Raw genomic sequence first — 840 nt, forward strand, 5'->3', positions numbered from 1 at the left:
GTCGTAGTGGAAGGCGCGTCCTTCTTGGAGGGACTTGTCGAAGGGGATGACGACGGTCCCGGCCAACCCGACCGCCTGGGCGTACTCGCGCAGCCGGGTGAGGCGTTCGGTGTTGTTGGTGGCGGTGTTGGAAACCACCAGCACGGACCGGGCCAGCTTCGGCCCGTGGCCCTCGGCGGCGACGGCGGCCACGGTGGCCTCCAGCAGGCGGGCGTCGTCTTCGCGGTTGTGGGCCACCAGCACCAGGGAGTCGGCCACGTCCACGGCGGCCCGCCAGGTGGAGGACTGGGCGGAGTTGCCGGTGTCGAGCAGGATCAGGCTGTAAAGCGACCGCAGGGTCTCATGCGCTGCCCGTACGGAGCGTCCGTCCACCCGGGTGCGGTCGGTACCTTCGGGCGGGGAGGCCAGCACGTGGATCCGGTCATCGCCCTGGGGGCGCACGTAGCGCACGAGGTCGGCGGTGCGCCGGGTGACGGTCTCCAGGTTGCGGATCAGATCCAGGGTGGTGCGGTCGTGGCCGCCGGCCAGGGAGCGTTCGGCCAGGGTGCCCTGGTTCTCGTTGAACTCCCCGGCCAAGATGTTGCCCCCGCGCACCCGCCCGGCGGTGGCGGCCAGGTGGTAGGCCGTGGTGGTCTTCCCGCCCCCGCCCTTGAGCTGGAGCACCGCCACGGTGCGGTGGGTCTCCAGCGGCCGCTGGATCCGCACCCGGCGGGCACGGGATGCCCGCTCGGCGGCTGAGGCAGCCAGGGACAGTCCGAGGGTCTGGTTGCACCATCCGCGCCACCCGTACCGGGCGGGGGATTCGGGCTGATCCGTGGTCGTCTCCCGGAGCAGCTGCAA

General features: G+C 71.9%; 1 protein-coding gene. It reads right to left on the bottom strand.

Annotation, left to right across the window (positions count from 1 at the left end; translation table 11 throughout):
• Positions 1-840, bottom strand: an 840-nt coding sequence (locus ACYVM4_RS18555) for a nucleotide-binding protein (RefSeq protein WP_460669511.1), incomplete at both ends; no start/stop codon positions are given.

The sequence above is a fragment of the Kocuria himachalensis genome (assembly GCF_054784195.1).